Here is a 21,744-nt window from a genome sequence, read left to right on the forward strand (position 1 = left end):
TTTTATGAATTTTTATTTTAAAATACTATCGCTAATTGACAGCTTATATCGCAATGCTATACTTGAGCTAAGCTTTTGTATTTAGCTACTTTCTTGAATATGCAACGTATTTGCGGTTTCAGGATGCTCATCATTAAGGGTCTCTAATTTCTTCAAAACGCTCCTTGTAGAGTAGTACGCCAAGGTGCCTCCAGTCGCCAAAATAAAGAGAAGCAAGAACTGTAAGCTAATGAAAGAAACGATGGCAATTGTAACAATGAGCAACAACGATTGGAGCGGTTTGTAAAAGATTAACCAAAAGGCTCGTTGCACGTTTGACGTTAGCGCAGTTGGTCTAACGTGAGATGCAATCGGTAGGAAATGGGCGAGAAACAACGTGTAAAGAACGATTGCAGTGACGGTTAGTGCTAACAAGTATACCGACCATGTCGCATTAACTGACGTGAAGGCGACTACATAGTAAAACAAACTAAACGCTGTCATCAAAAACGGCAAGCCGTACACATTCGCTTTCCAAAAATACTGCTTTATCGTTTTTACGAACGGGTAGATGGCACGATTATCACTATCAACGATCATCGCCCGAGAAGCTCGAAATAATGCAAACGTACAAGGCAGAAATAGGACGATTGTAAACAGGCTCGCTACCCATATAAGATTTATAAATACAATAAAAGATAAGAAATCAGCAACTCGATAAAACTTAGAATCTAAAAATGACATGGTTCATAATCTCCTTCTTATTAGGCTCTCGTTTTATCATAGCAGGATTCTGATTATTTTAAAGACTCAATCTCGGGAGGGGTTTATATTCGTTACTTTATGGGTGTGGACGGTGGAGGCACGAAGACAACTGCCTGGGTTGTTAATCAGTCCGGGAAAAGAGTAGGTGAGGGCGAGCTGGGGGCTCAAACTACCAAACGAATCCCGAAGCGTTTGCAGAAATTCAGAGGCTGTCTCTCAAGCTTGTGAGGCGGCCAAGATTGACAGCCATCAACTAACACACACGTGTTTCGGGTTGGCTGGAGCAGATCGTTCTGAAGACATCACTCAAATTACGACGAATTTGCAAGAAAAACATTTATCAACGTTTCATGTCGTCAGTGATACAGAAATCGCTTTACAAGCAGGCAGTGCAACAGGAAAAGGGATCGTCATCGTATGCGGCACAGCTGTGAATGCTTTTGCCGTTGATTCATTCCATGAGCTTCATTATTTAGGCGGGCATGGGTATGCCTTTGGTGATTATGGGGGTGGATTGGAGTTATCTACAGAAGTATTTCGGACAGTCATTCGAGCATGGGACAAGCGGGAGAAGCCGACATTACTAACAGCGCTCGTTTTAGAGCAGCTCGGTTACGACTCCGTTGAAGCGATGTATGAAGCATGTATACGTTACCCTAAAACGGTCCCCAAAGACTTGGCACCTTTACTTTTTATCGCAGAAGAACAAGGAGACGAAGCCGCTAGTCAAATTCTCAATTGGCAAGCGGATGAGTTTGTAAAAACGGTCGGGGTGCTGATTGACGCGGGTGAGTATCGACCGCCAGATCAACAAATTATTCTGGCAGGTTCGTTGCTAACAAAATCCAGTACGAAAGCGCTTCGACGCCTGATAAGAGAGAAGCTTGTGAAAGAAGGAATTGACTTTCGTGTTGTACCACTCGTCGATGAGCCAGTAAGTGGAGCGGTTCAGATGGCGATGAACTATAAACCAATGAAATGAGGCGATTCAATGAATTACAAATGGTCGTTAGCAGGTTGGGTGGGCATTGCTCTCATCTTAACGGGGTGTGGCGGTGAGAGTGAAGAAGAGGCGGCTACAGATAGCGAAGATGGGGAAGTTGTTCTTGAATTGTTCAGTTGGAGAAATGGAGAAACCGAAGAATTTAATCGTATTAATGAAGAGTTTCAACAGGAGCATCCGAACATTGCCATTGATTTTCAACCGACAACTGCGCCTGAATATGATACGGCGCTTAACACGCAGTTAAGCACTGAAACAGCTGCTGACCTCTTTTTTGTCAGGCCGTTTGCACTCGGTGAGAACATTTATAATGCAGGGCATTTGGAAGTGTTAGACGAAAATGACATTCCGAATATAGCGAATATTACGGAATCTCAATTGGGAATTTATCAAGCTGAAAATGAGGATTTGTACGGCGTCCCGTTTAATTATGTCTCGTACGGATTTTTGTACAATGAAGATATGTTTGAAGAGTTCGGGTTGGAAGAGCCCGAGACGTGGGATGAATTCTTTGAAGTGCTCGAAGCAATTGAAAATGAAGGAGTGACGCCGCTCGCGATTGGTACAGCTGATGATTGGGTCGTCGATGAAATTATTGCGAACGGCTTTTATTCTAGTTTCGTCGGTGGAGAAGAGTGGCGAGAAGGTTAATTGCAGGTGAGCATGCGCTTACTGATCCAGAATATGTAGATTTTTTAGAGAATCTTACGAACTGGGCCCCGTATATGCCTGATAATATGTCTGGCATTGTACATTGATGCGATGCAAATGTTCATGGCCGAAAATGCGGCAATTTGGGTGACGGGATCGTGGGCATTAACAGATCTTGCTGGTGAACCGATTGATTTTACGATGAACATGTTCCAAGCACCGATGGCTGAAGGCGAAGACACGAGATGGGTGTCAATGAACGGTGGCGCTGCGATCGGCATTAACCAAGATTCTGAACATGTTGAAGAAGCGAAACTGTTCTTAGATTGGCTCGTCTCCGAAGATGCGCAAGGGCTGCTTGCAGATTTATTGCCCGGGCAATTTCCAGTCGGGGATGTTCCTGTTGATGAACTTGAAGATCCCGTAAATCAAAAGTGGCTTGAAGCAGGGGGAAGTGCCGATGAGAACTATGCGGTAGGCGTAGGGTTTGATGTGTTTAATAGTGGAGAACCCGCAATGTCTACATTGCATATTGAGAATATCGGTCCTTTATTGCAAGGAGACATTACACCTGAAGAAGCTGCAGAACGAATGCAAGAAGGGTTAAGTTCCTGGTACGAACCGATGCAATAGCGATAAGTGAGACGATGCCCAGTCGACAAGCATGTGAATAGTGTTTGCTGTGGCATCGTTTTCTTATGAACGAACCAAGATCGACCAATTAATCATAAAGAGGATGGAGTCGCCATGAGATTTAGAAAACGTGTGCTGCTATATCTTGTACCGGCATTTGTCATCTACTCAGCGTTCATGTTAATTCCGTTACTTATGTCGATGCGAGTTGCCTTGTATGAGTATACCGGTATTGGAGACATGACTTTCATCGGACTTGATAACTTCCAAAGGCTGTTATTTGAATCCCCATACGCTGACCGGTTTATTAATGCGATTACGAATACGTTAGAATTTTTCCTTTATACGATGGTGTTTCAAAATGTGACTGCACTGCTTTTAGCGTTGGCATTAACGAGAGGATTGAAGCTGACTGGACTGTTTCGGACGATTATCTTTATTCCTGTAACAATTTCCATACTTATGATTGGGTTTATTTGGACATTAATATTGAATCCAAACATCGGGGTACTTAATCAGTTTCTAGAAGTGATTGGCTTAGAGGCGTGGGCAACTGCTTGGCTTGGTAATGAAGCGACTGCCCTTCCGACGGTGGCAGTCGTTAACGCTTGGCAATACACAGGCTTGATGGTCATGTTGTTTATTGCCGGCATTCAAAGCATTCCAGAAGACCGTTTCGAGGCCGCGCGTCTTGATGGGGCGAAAGGTTGGAACATCTTTCGACATATTATTTTTCCCGCGATCATACCGATTGTTGGTATCGTGACGATTATGACGTTGATGGGGGTTTTTAATCAGTTTGATCTTATTTATGCGATGGTCGGTTCAACAGGCGGCCCGAATTATGCCGTCGACTTACTCGGAACCCTCTTCTATCGAACCGCTTTTGGTGGTGTAGGTGGTCAAGTGCCGCAAATGGGGCTAGGGGCTGCTATTGCTACGATGACGTTTTTTTATGATCTCTACGTTTGTCATCGGCATGCTCTATATTAATCATCGAAGAAAGCGGGGGGAAATGTGATGGTACAAGGAAAAAATGCGAAGTTAATGAACGTATTCGTGTACGCCTTGTTATGCGTAGCGTCGTTCATCGTCATCTACCCGTTATTTCTCATGATCGTGACGTCGTTTAAAACGAACATGGAAGTGCTCGTCAATCCATTCGGGCTTCCAGCTGGATTGAACTTGGAAGGGTATCGAACGGTTTTTGAACTTGGTGGTTTCTTTACGTATTTTAGAAACAGTATCGTCGTGACGGGCATCTCGCTCTTTCTCATGCTGCTTGTCGCTATTATGGCGAGTTATCCGCTTTCAAGATACAAGTTCTTCGGCAACCGTTGGATCTATTTTTACTTTATTATCGGTGCGATGTTGCCGACCCGTTTGGCGACGGTGAATATTTTTGAAGTGATTAGCACACTCGGGATGTTTGACACGTTGTTTGCACTCATTGCGATCTATACAGCGATGACCATTCCGATTGCTGTCTTTATTCTGACTGGGTTTATGGCTGAGTTTCCGAGCGAGCTAGAGGAGTCAGCGCGGATGGACGGTGCTGGAGATTCTAGAATTCTCTTTTCCATCTGGGTGCCGTTGCTCCGACCTGCGATTGCCACGGTCGCGATCTACAATTTTATACCGATATGGAATGAGTTCTTTTTCCCACTCGTGTTTATTAATAGTGATCAGTGGGCGACGTTGCCCCTTGGAATCTCGCAGTTCTTCGGTCAATATCAATCCGATTGGCCAACAGCGTTTGCTGCTCTAACAGTTGCTGTTGTTCCGCCGCTGTTGTTCTATCTTTTTGCATCCAAACATTTTATCCGTGGTCTCACAGCAGGGGCGATTAAAGGATAGCCAAACATTTGAAAGGAGGTGACTTGTGTGGACATCGTGAGAACATACAAAAATCCTATGAAGTAAAGAAAGGTGATGAAGATGAAAAAATGGTCTTGGTTCGTATTCGTAGCTGCATTTCTTTTGTTCTTTGTAACGCCCGCGTTGGAACATACAGAAGGTAAGAAAGACGAGACAGTCATTCCAGGTGTGGAAGTGTTCCTAGATGAACATTTAGACTGGGTAAAAGACCAAAGGGTTGGTCTTGTGACGAATATGACAGGGGTTGACCGGAATCTTGACAGTACTGCCGACCTTTTCTATGAGCATGAGGATATTAATATGACGGCGATGTACGGCCCTGAACATGGTATTCGCGGCAATGTAGAAGCGGGTGAATATATTGAGTCTTATATTGATGAACGCACCGGATTGCCTGTGTACAGCTTGTATGGACCTACGTGGAAACCGACCGAAGACATGCTAGAAGATGTCGATGTACTCGTTTTTGATATTCAAGATATCGGCTCTAACGTGTATACGTATATTTATACGCTCGGCTTTTTGATGGAAGCGGCTGCAGAAGAACGCATGCCTGTCATTGTCCTTGACCGACCGAATGCAATTGGCGGAGAGAGAGTTGAGGGACCGCTTCGAACAGCTGATACGGTGAGCTTTATGGGAAGATATTTGTTGCCGGTTCGGCACGGGATGACCGCTGGTGAGTTAGCGGTTATGTGGAATCATGAGCACGCTTTAGGTGTTGATTTGCGTGTGGCTGAGATGAAAGGCTGGGAACGTGATATGCACTTTGAGGATACAGGATTACCTTGGGTGATGACGTCTCCAAATATTCCAACACCGGATTCCGCCACGCTTTATACTGGAACAATTCTCGTTGCAAATTCGAACCTTTCTGAAGGGTTAGGTACGACTCGGCCCTTTGAACTTGTCGGGCCCGTGGATTAATGCGGAGGATTTAACCGAAGAGATGCGTTCAAGAGACATTCCTGGCGTTCAATTTAGACCAACGTATTACACGCCAATGTTTGGTGTATATGAAGGAGAACTAATTGGTGGTGTTCAAGTCCATATTGAAGACGAACAGCAGATTGATGTAGTAGAATTAGGATTAGAATTAGCCACTGCCATGCGTGATCAAGATCCTGAAAAGTATGAAGTGAATGACAACTATAATGAACTCATCGGTTCTACTGAAGTAAGAGACCTTTTACGCTCAGGTGCTAACGTGGAAGAAATGAAGGCAACGTGGGAAGACGATTTGAATGATTGGGTTGAAAATGTTCGTAATCAATACTTGTTGTACGGACCTTACCCTGAAGGTGTAAACAAGTATGAGCGCCAAATGGTACTAGGAATTTTGCCATTAGACCTGAATCTTGCAGTCGGAGAGGAGTCTCCAATTTCTGTGCACGCGGTCGACCGCAGAGGCCGGTCATTTACCCCGCACTGGCGTTTGGTTGACTGGGCGATTGACGAAGAGGTTGCCACGATTAATCGAAATAAGATCACAGGTGTAGGTGAAGGTGTGACGAGTGCGAGTGCTTCGTTTCTGAGGCAAGAGACGAGTCGAGAAGTTGTTGTCGCTCAAAATATCATCGAAAACATTCGTTTTGGAGTACAATCAGGATATACACGTGTCGTGTTTGACTTAAATAAAACGATCCGGCCAAACATAGACACCGGCGGTGGAGAGATAACGATCGAAATTCCATATGCAGCACTTGGGGAGCGACTCGTTGACGGCGAAGGATTATAACCCCACCGGACAATCCAATTCTAGACCAAGTAGAATATGGAATCGAAGACGGTAGGTTCGTCGCAAAATTGCAAACAAATCAAGAAGATGTAAAGTACGAAACACCAGGGTATTCTAATCGTATTGTTATTGATTTATTTCATTAACAGCTAGATAAGTTGAACTAAAGAATCTCATTGAATCAGATGACCGAGATGGGTATTTGCGGGTGAGTGCTTGCATATTGCGTGGTGAAAAATTCATCTCGTTGCCAATCGTTGTTCGTCACTGCAAGGGTTGGGGCAACACGAAAAACGTTTGCCGAAGATTAAAAGTCGTGACCGAGGCTCACCACCTGGTGCAAGCATGTAATGGCCGGTCACGTATGTGACAATCCAGCCTCAAACCGGGCACTTTCGGCACGCAACTGTCACAAATCGCAATATTTGTGACAGTTGACACCATTTATGTGCTCATTCACGTTTAAAATAATGATTTTTCTTTCTCAAGCGTCACAAATATGAATATATTGGCATTTGGACTTCTTTCTTCACACCGTAGCCAGGAGGCAGAACCGATTTCCCACTTATGCTCTGGAGTGTAAAGAAAACACGGTGGCAGATGTTTCGCCACCGATGTTGCACTTATGCTCTGGAGTGCAAGCCTCCGCCTGCAGTGGAAAACAACAACAAACTGTGCAATTAGGAAAATCTTAAGTTCATTCTATATAGATCAACACGGGGGCACTTATGAGAAAGCTTTTAACCTATCTTAGACCTTACACAATCGTTATCGTCGCGGCACTCGTGATGATGTTTATTGAACTTGCGATTGAATTGGCACAACCGCTGATTATTTCCATTATTATTGATGAAGGTATTATCGCAGGGGATTCGGACCCTGTGTGGAGGTGGGGCCTATTAATGATTGGCCTCTCCTTCATCTCATTAGTTGCTGGGGTATTTAACTCGTTTTTTGCGGCACATGTGAGTCAAAGTGTCGGTTGGCAAATTAGAGATGATCTGTTTGCGAAGATTCAACAGTTTTCTTTTGCGAACCTTTCTGTATTTTCCAATGCTTCATTGACGACAAGGTTAACAAATGACGTTACCCAAATCCAAAACACACTACTCATGTCAATGCGGATTATGGCAAGAGCCCTGCGCTAGTTATTGGTGGAGTCGTCATGGCCTTTGTCATTAATTGGCGCATTGCGATCGTATTACTCGTCACTGTTCCAATTCTTTTCGTTTTTCTTGTCTGGTTGTTTGTGCGGGCAGGTCGCTTGTTCCGTGGTGTACAAAAACAACTGGATGTACTTAACGGTATTGTTCATGAGAATTTGACTGCTGTACGTCTCGTGAAAGCTTTCGTAAGACGTAAGTTTGAGGGCGAGCGATTTCAGCGAGCGGCTGAGCAGTTAAGAGACCGAACGACATTTGCATTTCGATATGTTGAAGTGACAATGCCGGTCATTTTATTGTTGATGAATATCGGTATTATCGGTGTGTTGTGGCTCGGTAATGTGAACATTAATACTGGAAATGCGACGACTGGGGAAGTCGTTGCCATCATTAACTACAGTACACGTACGGCGATGGCACTAGGTGTATTTTCAATGATAATTATGAATTTATCCCGTGCAAAAGCATCTTCAGACCGGATTTTTGAAGTATTAGAATCAAAAGTGGATGAGTTTGAAAACGATAAGCGTGTCGATGACAAAGCGATCGTGGGTGACATTCGTATGGCGAATGTATCCTTTTCCTATAACAGCTCTCCAAATCAGGTTTTGCGGAATATCGATCTTTCGTTCGAACCAAAAAGTAGTGTTGCCATTTTAGGTGCTACCGGTTCTGGGAAAACGACGCTCATGCAACTCATCGCTCGTTTGTATGAACCTGATGATGGGCAGATTTATATCGATCAATCTTCTATTGATACATACCCGCTCAAAAACTACCGAGAACAGATCGGTTATGTTCCCCAAGCTGTCACGTTGCTTTCGGGAACGATTCGCGACGTCGTTTCATTTGGGCATAAACATGCCGATGATGAGCAAATCGCAAAGGCACTTCAGGCGGCACAAATTTATGAAACCGTCATCGGTTTACCAGAAGGATTAGATACATTGATTGGGCAGCGAGGGGTTAATCTATCCGGTGGTCAAAAGCAAAGGTTGACGATTGCAAGGGCGCTATTAAGAAAGCCGTCGATTTTGTTGCTCGATGACAGCACGAGTGCGCTCGACGCTACGACGGAGATGAACCTTTTGAAAGCGATTGAGGCATATGGGTGTACGACAGTTATCGTCACGCAAAAGGTATCGACGACAAAGGCAATGGACCAGGTGATTTTGCTGAACAACGGTGAAATTGAATCGTCAGGTACTCACGAAGACCTTTTAAACCGTTCCGCTATTTACAGAGAAATCTATGAATCTCAGCATGAACGGGGCATACCCAATGAAAAATCAAATGAAAGCCCCATTCTCTTACGACTTGAAAAAGTTAAAAGCGATGCTCGATCCAAGCAAGCGTCAAGGTAAGCAAAAAAAACCTACAAACTTGTCGCAAACGTTAATGAAGTTGTGGAAATACTTGCAAGTACACCGTGCCCCTCTCACAATCGTGCTCGTCATGGTGACGCTAAGTTCCTTGTTGGCACTTGCGGGGCCTTTCCTTGTCGGAATGACGATTGATCTGTTTATTAGCACCGGAGAAATGAACGGCTTTATGTATATGCTACTCGGTTTGCTCACGATCTACCTTTTGCATTCTCTAACAGTATGGTTGCAACATTTTTGGATGGTTCGTGTGTCGCAAAGCACCGTTTATCAAATGCGTACGCAACTCATGGGTCATATGAATGAACTGCCGATTTCTTATTTTGACAGTAGTGAGCAAGGCGATTTGATGAGCCGAGTAAACAATGACATGGAAAACGTGAGCAACACGCTCAACTCTTCTATTATTCAAGTGTTTACGAGTGTTATCACACTCGTCGGTATACTTGTTGTCATGCTCTGGTTGAGCCCGCTACTCACGCTCGTGTCGATGAGTGTCATTCCGTTAATGTGGTTTGGAATTCGTTGGATTACGAAACGAACGAGAAAGCTTTTTAAAGCACAACAAAACCGCTTGGGTGCGCTCAATGCGTTTAGTGAAGAGGCGATATCAGGCCATTCCATAACGAAAACGTTCTCTCAAGAAGAGCGTATGATCGACTCATTTCGTGAACAAAACGACCAGCTAAAACAATCGGGCTTTTGGGCACAAGTGTACTCTGGTTTAATCCCGAAATATATGAATGCACTCAACAGCTTTAGCTTCGCCATCATTGCGGCGGCAGGTGGAATGATGGCGGTAAACAATCTCATAACCGTTGGTGTAATCGTTATATTCATTGAGTACTCTAGACAATTCACACGTCCTCTAAATGACCTTGCCAATCAATTCAACCTCTTGCTTTCTGCAATTGCAGGAGCGGAGCGTGTGTTTGAAGTGATGGGGACAAAGCGCGAACGAGAAGATGAAACGAACCATCGAGATATCGATTGGAACGTTCAAGGAGAGGTTGAGTTTCAGAATGTGAGCTTCTCATACACAGATACGCCAACGATTCAAGATGTAAGTTTTCACGTAACTCCGGGAAAGACGGTTGCTTTTGTCGGGAAAACCGGTGCTGGAAAAACGACAATGATGAATTTACTTACCCGCTTTTATGATCCAGATGATGGCGATATTTTGTTAGACAATCAACCAATCCGGTCGATCAAGCGCGAGGATTTACGTGAGCATTTAGCAGTTGTATTGCAAGACACTCATTTATTCGAGGGGACAATAATGGAAAATATTCGTTATGGGAACCTTGAAGCGAGCGATGATGCAGTGTGCCGAGCGGCAAAAGAAGCGAATGCTCATCGATTTATCGAAAAACTATCCAATGGCTACGAGACCGTCCTCAAAGGCGGCGGTGGCATTAGTCAAGGTCAAAAACAACTACTCGCAATTGCAAGAGCTTTGCTCCGCAACCCGAAGCTGTTAATCCTTGATGAAGCGACGAGTAGCATTGATACCGTTACTGAATTGAAAATTCAACAAGCACTCGCTGTCTTAATGGAAGGCCGAACAAGCTTTGTCATCGCTCATCGTCTAAACACGATACGCGAAGCGGACATGATCGTGATCTTTGATGAAGGGCGGATCATCGAGAAAGGTACGCATGAACAGTTGTTGCAGTTAGGTGGGGCGTATGCAAAATTGCATGCCGATCAGCGTTCCTCGTCTTCTTGAATCTTCATGACGAGTTTTCCTTTCGTATGACCTTTCTCGATTTTTTCGTGCGCATCTTGGACGCCTCGTTCTGTAAACGGGAACGTCTCAGAGATGTGTACAGTTAGCGTTTCACTTTCATACAGTGCACACAGTTTAGATAGAAGACTTTGGCTCGGTGAGATTGCTGTAAAGGCTGCAGTGACCGTGTGTTTCTTCGCCAATTGTTCGCTAGGGTCACGGGCAATCGAAAGTAAACAGCCGTCTCGTTCTAGTAAAGGAAAGAGCTCGTCTTGGCTTGAACCGCCGACGCAATCGAAAATGGCGGTAAAGGTTTTACTTAGCGTATGGACGGGTTGCTGTTCATAATCGATAACTTCATCTGCTCCGGCGTCTTTCATGAGTTGTTGAGAATCACTGCTGCCAACGGCGGTTACTGTTGCACCTAGGTGCTTCGCAATTTGGATCGCGAATAAACCTACACCTCCAGCACCTCCAATAACAAGCAGCCGATCTTTATCTGTTAGTTGCATTCGATCTTGCAAGTTTTGCAGTGCAGTCACACCAGCAAGTGGCAACGCAGCCGCTTCGAGAAAGCCCGCATTAACTGGAGATCTGAAAATTTGATCTTGAGGCACTGAAACGTATGCTGCGTAAGTGCTACCGGGACTTTTTGCAGTCACGCCAAAGACGCGATCACCAATGGAAAAATTCGTGACATTTTCTCCTTTTTCTACAATAATTCCTGAGATGTCTGAGCCAAGCACAACAGGGAAATCAAGGTCTGGTTTTTTACCTTCGCGAAGCTTAAAGTCTAAAGGGTTTACCGATGTCGCATACTGTTCCACGATGACAGCATCTTCGTTAACTGTCGGATGTGTAACTTCCAACTCCGTCAGTTCATCTTTACTTCCGAAACGTTGAACACCTAATGCCTTCATATTTTCACAACCTTTTTAGTTTTAGTTTACCCGCATTCATACGTTCTAGAACATGATTGGAGGAATTTCTATATGTTGCACTCATTGATTGCAATTGACGGTGGTGGTACAAAGACGGCAGCTTTATTAGTCGATGGGAATGGTAATGTACAGGCTGAGGCGTTAGTATCGGCAACAAACCCGAACAGCCTAAGCGAGGAAGTCGTACAGTCTCGAATTGAAGCTTTGCTCACGAAGTTAAAAGTGCAAGCAGAACATGCGTATGAAGAGGTGCGGTTCGTGTTCGCAGGAATGGCAGGAGGAGACCGTGAACCAGCGAAAACGGTGTTTAAAGAAGCCATTCGTCACCACTTTTCTGTCGAGCCTACCATTTATGTAGACCACGATGCGGTTACGGCATTGTATAGTGGAACGTATGGACAACCAGGCATCGCATCGATTGCCGGCACGGGATCCATCGTTTTCGGTGTGAATGAATACGGCGATCGTGATCGTTTGGGCGGTTGGGGGTACTTGCTTGAAGATGCGGGCAGTGGCTTTGAGCTCGGTCGTCAAGCGGTGCTGCACTGCATGAATGAATTTGATCTGAAACGAGTGCCGTCTCCCTTATCAGAAGCTGTATTGGCACATTTTCAAGTAGAGCGAGCAAACGAGCTCATCTCGCTTATTTACGAGCCAGGAAAAACGAGAGAGCGAATTGCGCCTTTAAGTGAACAAGTGTGCAACCTAGCGGTAGATGGCCAACCTGAAGCCGAGCGGATTGTTCGCGAGCCGCACACAAAAACGCAGAAGCTATGGTCGTCATGGCAGAACGTTTGTTTCAACATCCCCCCGACCAAATCGTCATTGCCGGCAGTGTGTACAAAAGTGAGCGGTTATGGCGCGAGCTTTTAGGGACTTGCTTAAGGAAAAGTTACCCGATACAACATTAACACGACCTGTGTACCCAGTTTTAGCTGGCGCTGTTGCTGCTGCTGACATGAACATCGGACAAACGAGAACAGACGAACAATACGAAAAGATTTTTGAGCAAATAACAATCGTTTCTTAAGACAAACGAGAAGAAGGTGGTAGAAAAATGGCGCATAACGGAGGTCTCGTCCGAATTCGTGAAGCAATGCCGTCAATAAAGCGTGCAGAGCGAAATGCAGCGAGGTACATTTTAGAACATCCTGAAAAAGTGATTACGATGTCTGTAAAACAATTGGCTGATGCGAGTGGTTCAAGTCAAGCGGCGATTATTCGGATGTGTAAAGGAATTGGTTTAGAAGGGTTCCAAGAATTGAAAGTCCGGATTGCTGGCGATTTACAGATGAGAGATCAATCCAATACGATAACGTATCAAGAGATTCGAGCGGATGATGGAGCAGAAGTACTGATGCGAAACATCTCCGAAAACAACATATTCTCTATTAAAGAGACGTTGCACATTCTGGACGAACAAGCGATATCAAAAGCGATTCAGGCGTTGCATCGTGCAGAACGTATTGAGTTTTATGGAGCAGCAGCGTCGCAGCTTATCGCTCAAGATGCCCAGCAGAAATTTATCCGAATTAACAAACCGTGCACAGCGTACCAAGATATGCATATGCAAATCACATCATCTGTGACGTTAACGAGTGAGGATGTTGCTTTTGCAATTTCTTATTCCGGCGAAACGCGACACATTTTACATGCGATTCAAAACGCCAAAAAACGGGGAGCAACGACGATTGCTCTCACTCGATATGGCTCAAATTCTCTAAGTGATCTCGTTGATATTCCGTTATATACCTCTTCTTCAGAAGCGGAAATTCGCTCATCAGCTTCATCTTCCAGGATTGCTCAACTAAACGTTATTGATATTCTTTTTACAGGAGTAGCTGCGATCAATTATGATGAATCGGTAGATTACTTAAATGAGACGAGAGAAGCATTGCGAAAAGAGTTTAGAGAGTGAGGGGTGCACGTGTTAATCCCATTTGAAGAAACGTTATATGAGGCGACATTTGTAGAACGCCCAAATCGGTTTATTCTTTTTGCTACGTTAGCGGACGGGGAAACCGTCCGGGCTCATGTGCCAGATCCTGGTCGTCTTGAAGGCCTTCTCGTCCAAGACGCAACGGTGTTCTTACGATTTAGTCAAAACCCAAACCGCAAAACGCGTTGGACGGCTGTGCTTGTCGAGCGACGAGACAAAGGGTTTGTTTCATTGGAAGCTGCTCGTGCAAATGATATCGCCGCACGTGTGATTGAAAAGGGAATTGCATCAAGTTTGAGCGCGTGGACGATTCAAAAAAAGGAATATACGTATGGTCACTCAAGGTGGGATTTCTTACTACACAGTCATCGTGGCTCGGCACTTTTAGAGGTGAAGAGTGTCACGCTTGCTAAAGAGGGGATCGGTTATTTTCCTGACGCGGTTACAAAAAGAGGTAGAAAACATGTGGAAGGTTTATCCGATATTGCTCGCAGTGAAGATGGACGAGCCATTTTGCTTTTTGTCGCTCAGCGAGAAGACATTCATGAAATTCGACCAGCCGAACATATTGATCCAGAATTTGCCGAGGCGCTCAACTATGCAAAAACAAGTGGAGTCATGATGCTCGGCATCAAAGTTAAGCCGAGCATCGATGGGTATGATTATTTAGGTGAAGTGCCTGTTCGACTGTTCGATGATTTGCCATAAGTCATCTTTTGAGTAACGTAACGCTACTTCTTGGTTTGTGGAAAGATAGTCCAATACTTGTTCTGCTGGCATCATCGCAAGAAGACCACGGATAATCATCGTGAGATAGGGTACAGACGGTGGGCGATGTTCAGACTGAGCAACTTCTGGTGATGTAAAGGTAAACACCGGATAGCCAGCAAACATACCTGTATACACAACAACCCCGTACCATGCAGAAGGGTCGAATGTGTGTGACCCGTTTTCCATCACTTGATTTAAATCAATCGTTACATCAATGCCGTTATTTTCTTGTTGTACGACTTCGAGAAATTGTTCTTTTGTAATTAAGTACTTGCGACTATACGTTTCGGTGTTTGCAACAGGTTTTGTTCCTATAAAGGCAACGCCTTCGTTTTGCCAACGAGGTGATTGTTTTGCGAAGTATAAAGGATAAGGCAACATCTCTTTTTCGCTCTTCACTGGATGCGTCGGGTCTGTGCATCCTATTTCCGTTTTTTCTGAACCTTCAGGTGTGCCTCCTTCGATATAACATAGAAAACGATCATGATGTAAATTTGAACCATAACTGGCATACCATACATATTCCACACCAATTCTCTCCTCTCTATCAACACTCTAGCAATATCAATACGTGGAAGCAACGCTCAAACCATGCTACAGTTATACAACAAAGAAAGGAATGATTCGTGTTGAATCTAAACGAGTGGTACGAACAAGGTATGTCTATAGAAACGTATATACAATCGATGCAATCTCATAAAGAGAATTTACAACACATTTACGAGCGGTTTGCAATCAATGAGAGTGCCGATCTTGAAATGATGGCTGACCGAGGGTTACGCACGATTGTCATTACAGAAGATTGGTGCGGAGATGCAATGGTGAACATGCCGATTCTCATGAAAATTGGTGAGAGCACCAACATGAAACTTTCTATTCTTCAAAGAGACCAAAACCTCGAGCTGATGGATCAGTACCTAACCAATGGCAAATCAAGTCCATCCCTATCTTTATCTTTCTTGATGAACAAGGCAATGAGTTTTGCAAGTGGGGACCAAGAGCGGAACCCGTTCAGCGGAGAGTAGATGAATTGATGGCTCAGTTGCCAGATAAAGAGTCACCGACATTTAATGATGAGAGAAAAAAAGCCATCCAACAACTCACGGCGATGTACAGAGAGAACGAGCAAGTTTGGGATGAAGTATTTTCCAGTATTATGGAGACGTTAAAAAAAGCTTAAATTAAACAAATCTAAATGAGCTAGTTTAAAACCGGATGTTCCACAAAGGAGCATCGGTTTTGACGGTGTTCGATATAGGTGGGAGTGTAACCACGCTGTAGACACTACAAAATGGTAAGATTTCCGCCCTGCGCCTTGCACGGTAGCTAGCATAGTTAATGGAGAGGGCGTTAGAAAGGAAAAGTGGAAGACGTATACGAGTACTTTTGATTGTTGATTGTAAAAAATTTCCTATCACCGATTCTACGATGGAATCATGCAAATACGCAACGTGCCATGTTGCCCGTATCCTCGCAGAGAACGGACCGTTCGTTTCGGTTAACGAGGAACCGACAAAGTTGGGGTTTTGATCGCGGAGCGGAAGAACTGGTTCCAAAAAATCACCGATTGGAATCAGATTCACTCTTATGTAACCATTTTGACTCTTTCTGATTCCAATCGATCGACATCTAGTTCCAAACGTCCGTTTATGGAATCAGATTCAGCACTTTAAAGAAATTGAACGACAATCTAGTTCCAAAGCGATGTTCATTGAGCCTCACTCCCTGCCACAAACCTTGAGTTGAAAACCCAATATTCTGTCGGCGCGAGTCGCGCCGAATCGAGTTAGATTTCGGTTCGGCCACGCTGGGGGCCGACAGGTCGTAAGGTGTTAGGTTTAGTCTATTCTGCGCTCCAGTTGGAACAAACTGCGCAGGCATTTGGCGAACTCGGCGCTAAAATCAGTGAAAAGCGCAAACTAGAGCGCAGATGGGGGGAACTTGCGCGCACATTGCGAACCATGCTTCCTGCCCCGCTGAAGTGTAGACGTCTTTTGTCATAACAGTCAAGTCGAATTAAATGACGATGTAATCCCTACATTCTGGCGTCCAAAGAAAATCCCACCTCAACCGCGGGAGAGAGTAGCTATGCACTCAAACTTCTTTGTAGATTTTGTTGTTGGGGTTTCCCGCAAGTTTGGTTCGCTCAACTCGGTGCGCAAGCGAACGTGATGGGGTTTTGTCATTTTGCTGCTCACTCGTCTTCGAATGTATGCACCAAAACTGTTCGTAACGTATCCAAGCCTCTGGATCATCTGCGCCTTCTTTTAGTTTCTGCTTCGTAATGGCATTGACTTCTAACGCTTGTGAGCGGTGGGCTGCGATGGCTTGTTTTTTCAGTGGCATATAATCAGAAATATCATAAATAATATGAGGTTCACCGATAATATCTACAGCATCAGCAGTAATGGCTTTCGTATACAATTGTGGCCGGGCTGACTTTGGCATGCTGCCAACGGCTGGATGACTGCTCGCCCGGTTGCATTATGATCAGGATGGATGCTTAATTCTGGGTCAAATGTAATGACAAGGTCTGGCTGTTCCTTCTCAATGAGATCCCGTAATGTATTAGCGAGAAATTCCGTTTGTTCAAATTCTAACGTTTTATCGCGAAATCCGAGATGATGCAAGCGATCGACACCCATAATACGGCAGGCATCTTCAAGCTCTTCCTTGCGTATTCTTGCAACGTCTCGCGGTTTGCCATTGGTGGTGTTCCGAAGTTTCTGCCCATCTCGCCAGCGGTGAGAGAAGCACAAGTAATGGTTGCTTGATACGTGTTTTTATAAAGCTGAACCGTTCCTGCAGCCGAAAATGTCTCATCGTCTGGATGGGGGAAGATAAGTAAGAGGTGCGTAAACTTTTTCACAGCAATCGTTCTCCTTTATTGGAAGGGTGTGTCACTAAGTTGTAAAGCAATCTGCATTTTTCCTTCAGGGTCAAACCCATACAATAATAATGTACCTTCGCCGTCTTCATCCTTTTTTGTCAATCCGTCAGCATAAATCCAGCCGTCTTCGGTTTTAAGTCCAACTCGAAATGGACCTTCACCAGTAATTTTTCCTTCCAATAGTTGTACACGGGAGTTTCGTATATAACCGGATGCACTATGCCCGTGTCTGTAGGCCGCATAAGCACCACTCGTCATTTCAAAATGGATATAGCACGGTTTATTATAAAAAGATGAAATTTTAGCTTGGACGCGCTCGATATCAATGTCAATCATCGTGTCACCCTTTCTATTTCTTACTAATAGTGTAGCGGTTTTCATCGGAATTGAAAATGAAAGTGCATGAGTGCTACACCCTTAACATATAGTGTATCCACGACGAATAGATAGTAGGTGGTTTGATTGGCAATTCGACCTGAACGATTAGAGGCTGGAGACACGGTAGGGGTTGTTTCTGTAGGAAGCCCTTTAAGTAGAGAAGTTATTGATGAGCGCATCGCATACTTGGAGAGTTTAGGGCTTCGAGTCATTATAGGAGAACATACTTATGAAGAGAATGGGTTTCTTGCAGGGGACGATGAGTCTCGTGCTGAAGATTTCATGAATATGGTCGTAAATAATGAAGTGAAGATGATCCTCCCGGTTCGAGGTGGGTGGTGTCATCGGAATGCTCAAGTATTTGGACTACAATTTGATTCAAGGGAATCCAAAAATTGTAACTGGATATAGTGATGTTACGATTCTACTTAATGCTTTATACGAGTTCGCAAATGTAGAATCCCTACACTCGCTGATGCTCATTGACTTTAAACTGTCCACACCGGCGTTTAATTTTGACCGGTTTTTCACAGCCGTGTCTGAAGTAAATGAACCGTTTCGAGTTGAGAATCCACCTGCGTCTTCAATGAGGTCTCTCGTGCCAGGCATCGCGTCAGGAGACATCATCGGAGGCAATTTAACCTCGCTTCTTGGCGGGTTAGGTACGCCTTATGAGTGGGATGCGCGGGGAAGATTCTCTTCATTGAAGAAATAAACGATTCAACTGGGCGTGTTTACCGGGGGCTTCAACAGTTAGAAGAAGCTGGGAAGCTAGATGAATGTGAAGGGTTTTTAATCGGAAGGTGTAGTCGCTGCTATCCGTCCTATGAGGTGTCTTTTAATCAATTAATTGAATCATTCTTCACTCCAATCGGAAAACCGACAATAACTAACATCATGTCAGGACATGGCACGTATAAAACGACAATTCCGATTGGTGCCAAAGTGACAATGAATGCCGATACGCTTACAATAGAAACAACACGGGCGCTTGTTACGAACGACTGAACTGAAATTTTCTTTTACAGCTACTTGATCTTGGGAAAGCCACGTGCTATACTCAGAATGTCGAAAGTGATTGAATGTACGGTGTATTTATTTTTTCGGCCTCTGCTATACAGTTTAGGACGCAAAAAGGTACCACCATCTTTTCAATTATTTTTACTCATTTTTTTGTTCAAGAAGGAAGACCTTTTTGAACCGCCTAATCAAAGGAGGCCACAAGCATGACTGGTAAAGTAAAATGGTTTAACGCTGAAAAAGGTTTCGGTTTCATCGAGCGTGAAGACGGAGACGACGTATTCGTACACTTCTCTGCGATCCAAGCTGAAGGTTTCAAGACTCTTGAAGAAGGTCAAGACGTTGAATTTGAAATCGTTGAAGGCGACCGCGGACCACAAGCTGCTAACGTAGTAGGTCTTTAAGAAGAACTGAATACTCAGGAATAGAGGGGTATATTCCATATGGAATATACTCCTTTCTATTGTGCAAAAGTGAGCTAGACTTAGGTTTAGTGAAATGATCGTGATTAGGTTCGTTCCGTTTTGGAATTGGAAGTCTTCGAGCGCTTTTGCATCATACATTCCTAATGAAGTAAATAGAGAAAAGAGATGTAAAGGAGCATTTTTTGAATGAAGTTTAATGAACTAGATTTGCCTCTGGAGTTACTCGAGAGCATTGAAAAAATGGGTTTCGAAGAAGCCACACCAATTCAGGAAAAAGTACTACCTGTAGCAAGAGAAGGTCACGACGTAATCGGTCAAGCTCAAACAGGAACAGGTAAAACGACAGCATTCGGTCTTCCGATGCTTGAAAAAATTGATACAGATAATCCAAACGTACAAGCACTCGTACTTGCACCAACTCGTGAACTTGCTGTTCAAGTAGCAGACGAGCTGACCCGTTTGGGACGTAATAAGAAAGTAAAAACCGTTGCGGTTTATGGCGGTGCAGATATAGGGAAACAAATTCGTGAATTGAAGTCACGACCGCAAATTGTCGTGGCGACACCGGGTCGTTATATGGACCATACACGAAGAAAAACAATTCGCCCGGCATCGATTGAAACGATTGTTCTCGATGAAGCGGATGAAATGCTTAGCATGGGTTTTGTAGAGGATATTGAAACGATCCTAGAAGAAGTTCCAGATGAGCGTCAAACATTATTGTTCTCTGCAACAATGCCGACAAGACTTCGCAAGGTAGCCGATCGTTTCATGCGTGATCCGCAAACTGTATCGGTTAAAGCGAAAACGATGACGGTTTCAAACATTGAGCAGTATGCGATTAAAGTACCAGAGAAGCATAAGCTGTTGGCGCTTAGCCGACTGATTGAATTAGAAGACCCAGAGCTTGCGATCATCTTTGGACGCACGAAGCGTAGAGTTGATGAATTGTCAGAAGCGCTTGAGCAACAAGGGGTTTGCTGCTGCGGGAATTCACGGTGACTTAAAAACAAGCACAACGTACGAATGTGCTTAGAAGATTTAAACAAGGAGCGGTCAAGTTCCTCGTTGCGACTGATGTTGCTGCAAGAGGTATTGATGTGAGCGGCGTTACTCACGTATTTAACTTTGATATTCCACAAGAAGCGGAAAGTTACGTACACCGTATCGGTAGAACGGGTAGAGCTGGTCAATCTGGAAAAGCCTTCACGTTTGCTGCGCCAGTTGAAATGAGTCATCTTGAAATGATTCAGCGAGAAACGAAAGGCAAGATTCGTCTTATGGACGTTCCTTCCAAAGAGCAGGCGTCTCATATTCGCCAGCAAAGACTTGCTGAAGAGCTTGTTTCAATCATCGAGAAGAAAGAATACGAAGGCCTTGAGTCTACGGCTTCGGAACTCCTAGAGCAGCATGATCCAGTAACGGTTGTTGCTGCAGCACTTGCCTCATTACAAAATGAGACAAAGGAACCGATGAAGACGCTGACAGGTGAGCGTCCAGTTGTTCAGAAAAAACGTGGGAAGCCAGCACCTTCAAAAGGTAAAGGCGGAGGCAGATTTAACGGCCCTCGCGGTAGTGGACAAAAGAATCGAGGCGGCGGTGGCGGCGGCCAGCGAAGAAGCAGCGTGGCAATAGCAGCCAATTTAAACGTGGAAGCGGAAGACATCGTTAACCACTTATACTCATAGCCCTACTGTCGTCAAAGAGACGGTAGGGCTATTTTTCGTTACTCTGCTCAATGGTTTGTTTTGTCACATTGAACCGTTGTTTGTCTGAAGATTAAAGAAAGGGGAAGGATTTTGCAATTGGCTCCTCGAATTACATCGTTAGAAACATCAAGGGAGGAACTCGTGTGGCAGCTATTCTAGAACATCAATCGAAAGCGAAAAATCAAAAGCCCATTCTCATCCAAACAGCGACTGTTGAATATGCTGAACAAATTACCGACTTTCTGCGAGGAATATTTAAAGAAGCTCCGTATTTGCTCACAGCTGAAGATGAGTTTACAAATTCATACACCGATCAAGAACGTTTCTTAGATCGACTTTACAATCAGAAAAATGCCTTAGCGCTCGTCGCAATTCATAATGATCGAGTAATTGGTTTTTTGGACTTTCATGGTGGGAACAATAAGCGCAATCAGCACGACGGTACACTCGGAATGAGTGTGCATAAAGATTGGCGCAATCAAGGTGTCGGTGATGAGTTGCTCAAAATGTTAAAACAATGGGCAGCAAAGCATTTGACCATCGAGAAAATTAGTCTAGAAGTATTCTCTCGAAATATAGGAGCGATCCACCTGTATATTAAACACGGATTTAATCAAGAAGGTCGCAAAGTTAATGCAATTAAAATGCCTGATGGGTCGTATTCAGATCTCATTATCATGGGATATGCAACCGTTAAATAGGTGACACGAGCTTATGAAGATCGACGTGATGTGCGTTGACCTTCATAAG

Annotated in this window: 24 protein-coding genes and 3 pseudogenes; 20 read left to right on the forward strand and 7 right to left on the reverse strand. The window is 44.3% G+C overall.

Going from position 1 to position 21,744, the window contains the following annotated elements:
- Positions 1–81 precede the first annotated feature (81 nt).
- On the reverse strand, positions 82–723 hold the full coding sequence (locus JCM19037_RS09165; RefSeq protein WP_042400209.1) for a DUF624 domain-containing protein: 642 nt from the start codon (positions 721–723) through the stop codon (positions 82–84).
- 166 nt (positions 724–889) lie between these two features.
- Here JCM19037_RS09165 and JCM19037_RS09170 point away from each other — a divergent pair, with 166 nt between their 5' ends.
- The 8 genes and pseudogenes from JCM19037_RS09170 to JCM19037_RS09205 all read left to right on the forward strand — a co-directional run bounded on the left by JCM19037_RS09170 (position 890) and on the right by JCM19037_RS09205 (position 10,921).
- Positions 890–1,726, forward strand: a complete 837-nt coding sequence (locus JCM19037_RS09170; RefSeq protein ID WP_081829180.1) for an N-acetylglucosamine kinase — start codon at positions 890–892, stop codon at positions 1,724–1,726.
- Positions 1,727–1,735: 9 nt separating this feature from the next.
- Positions 1,736–2,749, forward strand: a pseudogene (locus JCM19037_RS09175) (ABC transporter substrate-binding protein); the annotation flags it as partial.
- Positions 2,750–3,145: 396 nt separating this feature from the next.
- Positions 3,146–4,024, forward strand: a complete 879-nt coding sequence (locus JCM19037_RS09185) for a carbohydrate ABC transporter permease (protein WP_042400219.1) — start codon at positions 3,146–3,148, stop codon at positions 4,022–4,024.
- A 27-nt stretch (positions 4,025–4,051) separates the two neighbouring features.
- Positions 4,052–4,888, forward strand: coding sequence for a carbohydrate ABC transporter permease (locus JCM19037_RS09190; RefSeq protein ID WP_042400223.1), 837 nt, complete (start codon positions 4,052–4,054; stop codon positions 4,886–4,888).
- A gap of 81 nt (positions 4,889–4,969) precedes the next feature.
- Positions 4,970–5,836, forward strand: coding sequence for an exo-beta-N-acetylmuramidase NamZ domain-containing protein (locus tag JCM19037_RS29995; RefSeq protein ID WP_052363737.1), 867 nt, complete (start codon positions 4,970–4,972; stop codon positions 5,834–5,836).
- Between the two features lie 22 nt (positions 5,837–5,858).
- Positions 5,859–6,647, forward strand: coding sequence for an exo-beta-N-acetylmuramidase NamZ domain-containing protein (locus tag JCM19037_RS30000; RefSeq protein WP_052363738.1), 789 nt, complete (start codon positions 5,859–5,861; stop codon positions 6,645–6,647).
- Positions 6,648–7,375: 728 nt separating this feature from the next.
- Positions 7,376–9,081 (forward strand): annotated as a pseudogene (locus JCM19037_RS09200) (ABC transporter ATP-binding protein); the annotation flags it as partial.
- Positions 9,082–9,091: 10 nt separating this feature from the next.
- Positions 9,092–10,921 carry an ABC transporter ATP-binding protein gene (locus JCM19037_RS09205; RefSeq protein ID WP_042400225.1) on the forward strand — a complete coding sequence of 610 codons (1,830 nt, stop codon included), beginning with the start codon at positions 9,092–9,094 and terminating at the stop codon, positions 10,919–10,921.
- On the opposite strand, the gene JCM19037_RS09210 is transcribed toward JCM19037_RS09205, so the two are convergent.
- A complete protein-coding gene (locus JCM19037_RS09210; RefSeq protein ID WP_042400228.1) occupies positions 10,900–11,841 on the reverse strand; it encodes an NADP-dependent oxidoreductase in 942 nt (313 codons plus the stop codon). The genes JCM19037_RS09205 and JCM19037_RS09210 overlap by 22 nt on opposite strands.
- 72 nt (positions 11,842–11,913) lie before the next feature.
- Here JCM19037_RS09210 and JCM19037_RS09215 point away from each other — a divergent pair, with 72 nt between their 5' ends.
- The 4 genes from JCM19037_RS09215 to sfsA are packed head-to-tail and all read left to right on the forward strand — an operon-like array spanning position 11,914 to position 14,509.
- Positions 11,914–12,735, forward strand: a complete 822-nt coding sequence (locus JCM19037_RS09215; protein ID WP_052363739.1) for an N-acetylglucosamine kinase — start codon at positions 11,914–11,916, stop codon at positions 12,733–12,735.
- Between the two features lie 4 nt (positions 12,736–12,739).
- On the forward strand, positions 12,740–12,892 hold the full coding sequence (locus tag JCM19037_RS25700; protein ID WP_193744715.1) for a hypothetical protein: 153 nt from the start codon (positions 12,740–12,742) through the stop codon (positions 12,890–12,892).
- Positions 12,893–12,919: 27 nt separating this feature from the next.
- Positions 12,920–13,780: a MurR/RpiR family transcriptional regulator gene (locus tag JCM19037_RS09220; RefSeq protein WP_042400230.1), complete on the forward strand. Its 861-nt coding sequence runs from the start codon at positions 12,920–12,922 to the stop codon at positions 13,778–13,780.
- Positions 13,781–13,789: 9 nt separating this feature from the next.
- Positions 13,790–14,509, forward strand: a complete 720-nt coding sequence (gene sfsA / locus JCM19037_RS09225; RefSeq protein ID WP_042400233.1) for a DNA/RNA nuclease SfsA — start codon at positions 13,790–13,792, stop codon at positions 14,507–14,509.
- Here the strand turns inward: sfsA and JCM19037_RS09230 are convergent.
- Complete coding sequence (locus JCM19037_RS09230) at positions 14,468–15,100, reverse strand: hypothetical protein (RefSeq protein ID WP_238544633.1); 633 nt, start codon at positions 15,098–15,100, stop codon at positions 14,468–14,470. The genes sfsA and JCM19037_RS09230 overlap by 42 nt on opposite strands.
- Positions 15,101–15,198: 98 nt before the next feature.
- On the opposite strand from JCM19037_RS09230, the gene JCM19037_RS09235 reads away from it, so the two are divergent.
- Positions 15,199–15,597, forward strand: coding sequence for a thioredoxin family protein (locus JCM19037_RS09235; protein WP_307189770.1), 399 nt, complete (start codon positions 15,199–15,201; stop codon positions 15,595–15,597).
- Positions 15,525–15,752, forward strand: coding sequence for a hypothetical protein (locus tag JCM19037_RS29315; protein ID WP_307189777.1), 228 nt, complete (start codon positions 15,525–15,527; stop codon positions 15,750–15,752). Before JCM19037_RS09235 ends, JCM19037_RS29315 begins: the two co-directional genes overlap by 73 nt.
- A gap of 914 nt (positions 15,753–16,666) precedes the next feature.
- Here JCM19037_RS29315 and JCM19037_RS22580 read toward each other — a convergent pair.
- The 4 genes from JCM19037_RS22580 to JCM19037_RS09245 are packed head-to-tail and all read right to left on the reverse strand — an operon-like array spanning position 16,667 to position 17,798.
- Positions 16,667–17,020 (reverse strand): hypothetical protein, encoded by a 354-nt coding sequence (locus JCM19037_RS22580; RefSeq protein ID WP_052363740.1) that lies wholly within the window; start codon positions 17,018–17,020, stop codon positions 16,667–16,669.
- Entirely contained in the window at positions 16,963–17,217 is a 255-nt protein-coding gene (locus JCM19037_RS30005; RefSeq protein WP_373900654.1) for a PIG-L family deacetylase, read from the reverse strand. The genes JCM19037_RS22580 and JCM19037_RS30005 overlap by 58 nt, the downstream gene beginning before the upstream one ends.
- On the reverse strand, positions 17,169–17,441 hold the full coding sequence (locus tag JCM19037_RS27105) for a PIG-L family deacetylase (protein ID WP_052363741.1): 273 nt from the start codon (positions 17,439–17,441) through the stop codon (positions 17,169–17,171). Before JCM19037_RS27105 ends, JCM19037_RS30005 begins: the two co-directional genes overlap by 49 nt.
- Before the next feature lie 15 nt (positions 17,442–17,456).
- Positions 17,457–17,798 (reverse strand): DUF1806 family protein, encoded by a 342-nt coding sequence (locus JCM19037_RS09245; protein WP_042400238.1) that lies wholly within the window; start codon positions 17,796–17,798, stop codon positions 17,457–17,459.
- A gap of 126 nt (positions 17,799–17,924) precedes the next feature.
- Between JCM19037_RS09245 and JCM19037_RS09250 the strand changes: the two are divergent.
- The 6 genes and pseudogenes from JCM19037_RS09250 (at position 17,925) to JCM19037_RS09265 (ending at position 21,695) form a co-directional block, all read left to right on the forward strand.
- Positions 17,925–18,555 (forward strand): annotated as a pseudogene (locus JCM19037_RS09250) (LD-carboxypeptidase).
- Positions 18,516–18,848, forward strand: coding sequence for a hypothetical protein (locus JCM19037_RS29320; RefSeq protein ID WP_307189771.1), 333 nt, complete (start codon positions 18,516–18,518; stop codon positions 18,846–18,848). Before JCM19037_RS09250 ends, JCM19037_RS29320 begins: the two are co-directional and overlap by 40 nt.
- Positions 18,849–19,066: 218 nt before the next feature.
- Positions 19,067–19,264 (forward strand): cold shock domain-containing protein, encoded by a 198-nt coding sequence (locus tag JCM19037_RS09255; protein ID WP_042360841.1) that lies wholly within the window; start codon positions 19,067–19,069, stop codon positions 19,262–19,264.
- A gap of 207 nt (positions 19,265–19,471) precedes the next feature.
- Positions 19,472–20,287, forward strand: a complete 816-nt coding sequence (locus JCM19037_RS27110) for a DEAD/DEAH box helicase (RefSeq protein ID WP_238544634.1) — start codon at positions 19,472–19,474, stop codon at positions 20,285–20,287.
- Positions 20,288–20,313: 26 nt separating this feature from the next.
- Positions 20,314–20,973 (forward strand): C-terminal helicase domain-containing protein, encoded by a 660-nt coding sequence (locus tag JCM19037_RS27115; protein WP_238544635.1) that lies wholly within the window; start codon positions 20,314–20,316, stop codon positions 20,971–20,973.
- A gap of 164 nt (positions 20,974–21,137) precedes the next feature.
- On the forward strand, positions 21,138–21,695 hold the full coding sequence (locus JCM19037_RS09265; protein WP_042400241.1) for a GNAT family N-acetyltransferase: 558 nt from the start codon (positions 21,138–21,140) through the stop codon (positions 21,693–21,695).
- The last annotated feature ends 49 nt before the right edge of the window (positions 21,696–21,744 follow it).

This window comes from Geomicrobium sp. JCM 19037, assembly GCF_000698105.1.
Taxonomy (GTDB): Bacteria; Bacillota; Bacilli; order Bacillales; family Marinococcaceae; genus Geomicrobium_A.